This window comes from Chamaesiphon sp. OTE_20_metabat_361 (assembly GCF_031364565.1).
The window spans coordinates 1-6,853 of record NZ_JANLWO010000331.1 but is presented as its reverse complement, the minus strand read 5'-3'; the positions used below and the strand labels follow the sequence as shown (position 1 = coordinate 6,853).

Genomic DNA, 6,853 nt, shown 5'->3' with positions numbered 1-6,853 from the left:
CGACGTTTTTATGCGGGGGGAACCCCCGCAGATAAACGCCAAGACCGGGGCACCCCTACACGATCGATCTGTGGGGGTGCCCCTGTCTTGATGCGCTAAAGCGTCGGGAGCCCCGACGAGCGCGCATCGCTTGTGGGTACCCTGGATTTAGACTAAGCACTAGTAGATTTAGTAGCTATCTTGTAGGGTGGGCACTGCCCACTACAAGGGTTACAGAGGGATTTTAGTAAGTGTGTATGTGCAATTATTTATAAAATAGATTGTGCATGAAACCTAGACGGTGGGCAGTGCCCACCCTACGCGATATCTTATATTTAATTACGCCTATCTACTTGATTTGCTACCTCTTACCTTTGACCCACATGTACCGTCCTATTTACTTCACCTCCCCGTCGAATAAACTCATCCACAACCGCTGCGTACCAAGCGTCCCCGTACAAAATAGCAGCTTACTCAACAGCGACACCGCCAACTCATTTAACTTATCATCGTCCTTATAAATACTTACCTTCGCCCTGCGCGGATTCATCCGACTGCGAAAATGGGCGCGGAAGCGGTCTAAATACTCAGACATGCGGAAATTGTATTCCGGGGGGATTTGCTTCTCGCTGAGCTGCTGCTGGGCTTGGAGGAGCTGACGAATCGGTACCGCCAGACGACTTGCCAATCTACAACCGATCGCACTGAGCGCTTTGGCTTCTTTAAGTGTTAAAATTCTGCGCGTGTGCGCGCGTCGCATCGGATTGGTAGAGCGCATCCGCCACAAGACGATCCGATTTTTGATAATGTCTTGGAGGTTTAATTCTTTAGCAAGTTCCAAAATTTGTTCGGAACTGCTCGACTCGATCGCTTCGATCGCGAGTAAAATCAGATCGAGTTCGACTTTGGTGCGGCGCGGACAAGCATCGCCAGCGATACCTGGATTGGGGAGACTTTCAATTATCCCCAGCAGCGACTCGGACATAGGGCCATTGATCGGTAATGCAATCATAGTAAGACAATCGATCGACTAGTTTATAGATGCGGTATAAATCTTCAAAGATCTAGACCCAATTCCGGGGCAAAATTGTGGCAATTGACGTGAAAATTTTGGGTTCGATCGTCAACATCAGCATACCCGAATTTTAGACATTAACCACTCTTTAGGGGATAGGGAATAGGGAATAGGGAATAGGGATGAGGTGACTTGGAGATGAAGGGACGAGGGGACTAGGAAACTGAGAGACTGATTGTATTTACCTTTTACCTCTTACCTCTGACCTTTTACCTCCCATCTCCCATCTCCCATCTATTTGACAATTAACCCCTTACCAGAGACGATCGATCCTGAGTCCTCTCAACCCATCACCACAAAAGAATGGATCTTAAAGCTCTAATTCGGGATATTCCTGACTTTCCCAAACCGGGTATCCTCTTTCGCGATATTACTACCTTATTGCGCGATCCAGCCGGGTTAGCATACTCGATCGATACCTTAGCTGCTAAAGTTATCGATTTACAACCTCAATACATTGTCGGGATGGAGTCGCGGGGATTTATTTTTGGAGCGGCGCTGGCTTATAAATTAGGGATTGGCTTCATTCCCGTCCGCAAACCAGGGAAACTCCCCGCCGCAGTCCACAAGATCGAATACGCGCTCGAATATGGCATCGATTGCCTGGAAATCCACCGCGACGCCTTCGCACCCGGAAGTCGCATTCTGATTGTTGATGACTTAATTGCCACTGGTGGTACCGCCGCCGCGACAGCCAAATTATTACAACAGATCGGCTGCAATCTAGTCGGCTGCGCCTTTGTCATCGAATTAGACGCACTCAACGGTCGATCGCATTTACCCTCAGATATCCCCATCATCTCCCTAGTCCACTACTAAACTTCCAACTATCCCCTATTCCCTATTCCCTATCCCGGTACGGAAACCCCTAGACCGCAAACCCCAAGATTGGGCGATAATAAAAAGAATCGACATATATTGGCATAGCTATGATACCTACCGTCATCGAACAATCTGGCAGAGGCGAACGTTCCTTTGATATTTATTCGCGGCTATTGCGCGATCGAATTGTCTTCTTAGGTGGGCAAGTCACCTCCGATTTAGCCAACCTCATTGTCGCTCAACTGCTATTTTTGGAAGCAGAAGATCCCGAAAAAGATATTTATTTGTATATCAATTCTCCTGGTGGCTCAGTCTCCGCAGGAATGGGAATTTTTGATACGATGAACCAAATTCGCCCCGATGTCTCTACTGTCTGCATGGGCTTTGCGGCGAGTATGGGTGCATTCTTGCTCAGTGCTGGCGCTCATGGCAAACGGACGAGCCTCCCCAGTTCCCGGATCATGATTCACCAACCTTTAGGCGGCGCGCAGGGACAAGCAACTGATATCGCCATCCAAGCCAAGGAAATTCTCTATATCAAGGGTACACTAAACGATCTGTTGGCAAAACATACGGGACAACCGTTAGAAAAGATCCAAGAAGATACCGATCGAGATTTCTATATGTCTGCTGTCGAAGCTAAAGAATACGGCTTAATCGACGCGGTGATCGATCGACATGTCAGTGCGACAAATCCACCATTAGCTCTAGTTCAGTAATTCAAAAAGGGGTGCTAATTGGTACCCCTATCATTTGTGAGCATAGAGGAAACTCATATTGCATCGATCGATAATTGGATTTCATCAAGATTTCGAGCAGCATTGGGTAGCCGAATTAGACTGCGGACATTGCCAGCATACCCGTCACGAACCACCTTTTTTTCCGCGTCCTTGGGTAATTACAGAAATAGGACGTTCCGAGCATCTAGGACAACTCCTGAATTGCGTGTTGTGTGACAGGCAAGAGATCCCAAATGGTTATGCTCCCTATCGCCGGACACCTTTATTTACAAACGATTCGATCCCGCAGGGATTAAGATCGCGACACACCACTAAAAAAGGCGTATGGGGTACGATCCACGTCCAGTTTGGTAGTTTAAGGTATCGCATCCACGACCCATATCATAATGAAATAATCCTCAATCGCGATTCTCCGCTGGAGAGGCTACGCCAACGTCTAGGTATCGTAATACCAGAAGTAGAACATGAAGTCGAGCCGATCGATAATGTTGAATTTTTTGTAGAATTCTGGAAAAAGGTTTGAGACTAAGTTTGAGTCCAAAACTTGAAGTTCGATCGTTATTTTAAACTACAATAGTTCGATTCGACTGGATTAAGATTGTGTTGAGTTTTCTATTATCTTCACAAGTTCCTCAACTTGGTTATTTACAGTGAAGATAACGAGATTGCCAAGGAAGGCTCACATGGATACACTTCACCTCAATACATATTTACATCTAATCGAAGCCTTGTTGCAATGCGATCGAGGAGAGGAGTGGTCGTTACTACAGCAACATGAACAGCTAATCGATACCGGACTTATCGGCGTGATGGCACAAGTTAGCGAGCAACTCAACAACGAAGGGAATCTACCTGCTGCCAAGTTCCTGCACTATTGGACAGCTCAACTGACTCATTTATTACAACAAAATCTTAGCACTGAGCCAGTCACAGAAAATCGACCGCCAAACTATCATAGCCTGATTCAAACTATCCTCGAATGCGAACAAGGGGATGAAGTCGCAATCTTGAGCCAGCATCCAGATCTGATAGATGCAGGATTAGTTTATAACTATGTTAACGGTTCGATCGACCCAGCAGTTGAAATCGCCGAGTTGCAACTGCCCGATCTAGTAAGCGCACCAGCAACATCACCACAACTTAGCAGCCATCTAGAAGAGTTATTGGCAAATATTTCTAATCGGTTGGAGAAAATAGAAACATCCATCAACAAACATCAAAATCTATCGAATCCACTGTGGTACATGTCGATTTTAGAACAGGCTGATGCTCGGGGTTGGATTATTTCTAGTGAGGAAGTAGAACGGCTAATTGGCACGAAACCGCATTGTGCCCCAGACAGTAATTCTTTTGTGCGGGGATGTTGGAAATTCGAGAAAGCTGGCAAGATCGGTATGCACTCTTCTTGGCGAGTTACCAAAGATCTAACCCCGTCAATCGCTAGCGTTAGCTTACTATCAGATACAGCCTTTGCACCAGCAGCCACTAACGGGGAAAATCGAATTCCAGAGCTAGAACTCGATTTATCATCACCTTGGGCTGAAAAATAGGAAATTCATCTAGATCTCAAAGGAGGAATAATTTTATGTCTATGCAAAATGTTGCTAATTTCTTTGCAACAGTAGAGAAAGACGACTCTTTGCAAAGAAGAATTAAAATAGCTACCAATCTTAGCATGATTATCGAGATTGCAGAAGGATACGACTATCAATTTACCAGCGCAGAGTTATGGTCTTTTCTAGAAAAGATGCCTAATCGAGATTTAGCACCAGCGATCGATCCTGGCATTGGCAATCGATTACATCTTATCCCTCGATAGTAAAATGTCTTAGGTGTACTCTCAAGAGCTTGGCAATAGTAATTTATAAATTACCGTTGTCAAGCTCTTAGAGGGTGTTTGAAAAGTCTAATTGCTCCGTTCAGGGTGGGTAAATCACCCTAAATCCCCCCTTAAGAAGGCTACCGTGTATACACAAGTCGGCTGGGCTTCGTTTCTAGATCTAAATCCCCCAACCCCCTTAAAAAGGGGGCTTTAAAGTCCCCTTTTTAAGGGGGATTCTTAGGGATTTCGCTTCTAGCAAAAGATGTGTATACACCGTAGCTTGAAAAAGGGGACTTTTATCCGGTTCCCCCCTTAAAAAGGGGGGTTAGGGGGATTTATAGGGTTTACGAATGCTAATACATACTTTTTAAACACCCTCTTTAATTGCTGGTAATCGAACGGACTATTCATTACATTGAACGATCGATTCGATCGCTTTAAACTAAATCGATTTAGTGATTAACACCGAAGGCGAACCGGAAATACCCCCAAACCGATTAAACGTGGTGGGAGATAACGGAACCAAGGTAAACGCATTAACCAAGGTAATTTGAAATCTGTATCGGTGGTGGCTAAAGCTTGGGCAACGATTCGGTTTTGAACGATCGATTGAAAACCTTGAATAATCCGTGTGGGCAGTTCGCGCTGACGTTGAACTTTTGCTAAGTCTGTAACTTTGACAGCACCAGATTTGAGTGGCTGACTGAGTAGATTGGCGGCGACGACGGCATCCTGAATCGCATAATTGATGCCTACTCCAGCAATGGGAGACATCGGATGGGCAGCATCGCCAATTAATAATAAGCCCAATCGATACCATCGATCGACTCGTCCTGATTCGACAGAGAGAAAGGCGATTTGCGACCAATCTTGGAGTAGTTCGACTCGATCTGTAAGTTCTGGAGCTGTTGCCACAATTGACGATCGCAATGCTGCTAATCCCGCATGGCGAATCTGTCGATAACCATCCTTTGGGAAAATATAGGCGATTTGCCATAGTTCGCCTCGATCTACCATTGCCATCATCGCACCTTTGCCAATCCGTCCACTCAACCCAACTGGTTCGCTCGAATGACGGGGGAGTCGGAACCACAACACATCGAGCGAGGGTGTATTGCCAGCCGACACCTCCCCGATTAATTCTCGCACTTTGGAGTGCCGCCCATCTGCACCTACTGTCAGTCGAGCGCGAATTTCGTGCCAACCACCATGTCCTCGATAGCGGACACCGCGAATCGTATCGCCTTCAGTCACTAGCTCTTGGACATTCGCGCCCATTATCGCTTGAAAATTCGGATACTGCTGGGCTTGAGCAACGATAAACTCCAGAAACTGCACCTGGGGCATCACCGTAATAAATGGATATTCGGTATTTAATCCACGAAAATCAGCATGGAATGATTCACCACTGGGCGGTTGAATATTCAGCTCCGAAATCTTGGTATGGGGCAGAGCTAACAATCGATCTGCCAAACCCAATTCTGCCATAATTTCCATCGTCGAAGGGTGAATCGTATCGCCCCGAAAATCGCGATCTAAATCCCGATGAACTTCCAGCAAGATAACTTTTATCCCCTGTCGGGCTAAAAGTAGTGCTAATACAGCTCCAGCAGGGCCACCACCGACAATACAGCAGTCAGCCTGCTGGACATCCAAAATCTCTGGTGCAGCCGCTATGGGGGCGGCTAAGGTTGGATTGTTCATATGTGGACCTGCGATGTTTCCAACACAAGTTGGTGACTCAACTATGAGATTAGTCGTAAATGCTGAGAAACCTGTGAGGATTTAGATTTGAATTTCAGCTAGTCCATTCGCAGATTCTATAATATGTCGATCGCTAGAGATTCGATCGCAAGTTCGTATCTTGTCAATTTTTCGATCGCGTAAGTGAATTAAATAATTCGGCTTCGATTTCACTTTTCAGGGTAATTACGGATGCCATCTCGATCGATCTGGAGATCGATGTCGATCGAGTCCTCATCAATCAAAACTACTGATAAATACTATTTCTATCCTGATTAGCTGGAAGGGCACGCTAGAGCTATCAACCCTTTGACACAGCAGGAAAACGATCTATTCAATAATCGTGTAAATAGCTGGTGCTTGGGTATATTGCGAACTACCCATCATGATTGCATCCGCGCCTAAGCTCGATCGAAGAATCGAATCATCCTTAAAGTCTCTAACTGATACCAGAAGCCTCAAAGAACTTTTCTACGATCGATTGCATTACGATCGAGTCAGCGAAACTATTTCTACTCGCAGATTTTCGGATTCGGTGCGGGCTAGTCTGGGGGATAGCGAACCGCTACTATTGGCTAATGGTGGAGTCGGGGGACAGTTTAAGGTCATTTACACGCGGTTGAGTTCCCAACAGATCTACAAGCAGGAACAGTGGGGGATTATTGAGGCGTT

8 protein-coding genes are annotated in these 6,853 nt (G+C 46.0%); 6 read left to right on the top strand and 2 right to left on the bottom strand.

All coding sequences use genetic code 11. The features are described 5' to 3' along the window. Nucleotides 1–376 precede the first annotated feature (376 nt). A complete protein-coding gene (locus RMO35_RS09785) occupies nt 377–991 on the bottom strand; it encodes a DUF3038 domain-containing protein (protein WP_309740717.1) in 615 nt (204 codons plus the stop codon). 366 nt (nt 992–1,357) lie between these two features. Here RMO35_RS09785 and RMO35_RS09780 point away from each other — a divergent pair, with 366 nt between their 5' ends. From RMO35_RS09780 to RMO35_RS09760, 5 genes are all read left to right on the top strand, one after another. Next, entirely contained in the window at nt 1,358–1,873 is a 516-nt protein-coding gene (locus tag RMO35_RS09780; RefSeq protein ID WP_309740715.1) for an adenine phosphoribosyltransferase, read from the top strand. A 110-nt stretch (nt 1,874–1,983) separates the two neighbouring features. Then, nucleotides 1,984–2,595: an ATP-dependent Clp endopeptidase proteolytic subunit ClpP gene (gene clpP, locus RMO35_RS09775; RefSeq protein ID WP_309740712.1), complete on the top strand. Its 612-nt coding sequence runs from the start codon at nt 1,984–1,986 to the stop codon at nt 2,593–2,595. 58 nt (nt 2,596–2,653) lie between these two features. After that, nucleotides 2,654–3,139 (top strand): DUF3565 domain-containing protein, encoded by a 486-nt coding sequence (locus RMO35_RS09770; protein ID WP_309740710.1) that lies wholly within the window; start codon nt 2,654–2,656, stop codon nt 3,137–3,139. Nucleotides 3,140–3,299: 160 nt separating this feature from the next. Further along, a complete protein-coding gene (locus RMO35_RS09765) occupies nt 3,300–4,166 on the top strand; it encodes a hypothetical protein (RefSeq protein WP_309740707.1) in 867 nt (288 codons plus the stop codon). Between the two features lie 35 nt (nt 4,167–4,201). After that, on the top strand, nt 4,202–4,435 hold the full coding sequence (locus RMO35_RS09760) for a Nif11-like leader peptide family natural product precursor (protein WP_309740705.1): 234 nt from the start codon (nt 4,202–4,204) through the stop codon (nt 4,433–4,435). A 462-nt stretch (nt 4,436–4,897) separates the two neighbouring features. On the opposite strand, the gene RMO35_RS09755 is transcribed toward RMO35_RS09760, so the two are convergent. Continuing rightward, the gene (locus tag RMO35_RS09755; protein WP_309740703.1) at nt 4,898–6,142 is read right to left on the bottom strand and encodes an FAD-dependent oxidoreductase; all 1,245 of its coding nucleotides are present in this window, start codon (nt 6,140–6,142) and stop codon (nt 4,898–4,900) included. 424 nt (nt 6,143–6,566) lie between these two features. On the opposite strand from RMO35_RS09755, the gene RMO35_RS09750 reads away from it, so the two are divergent. Next, a partial coding sequence (locus RMO35_RS09750) for a hypothetical protein (RefSeq protein WP_309740700.1) occupies nt 6,567–6,853 on the top strand: 287 nt, incomplete at its 3' end.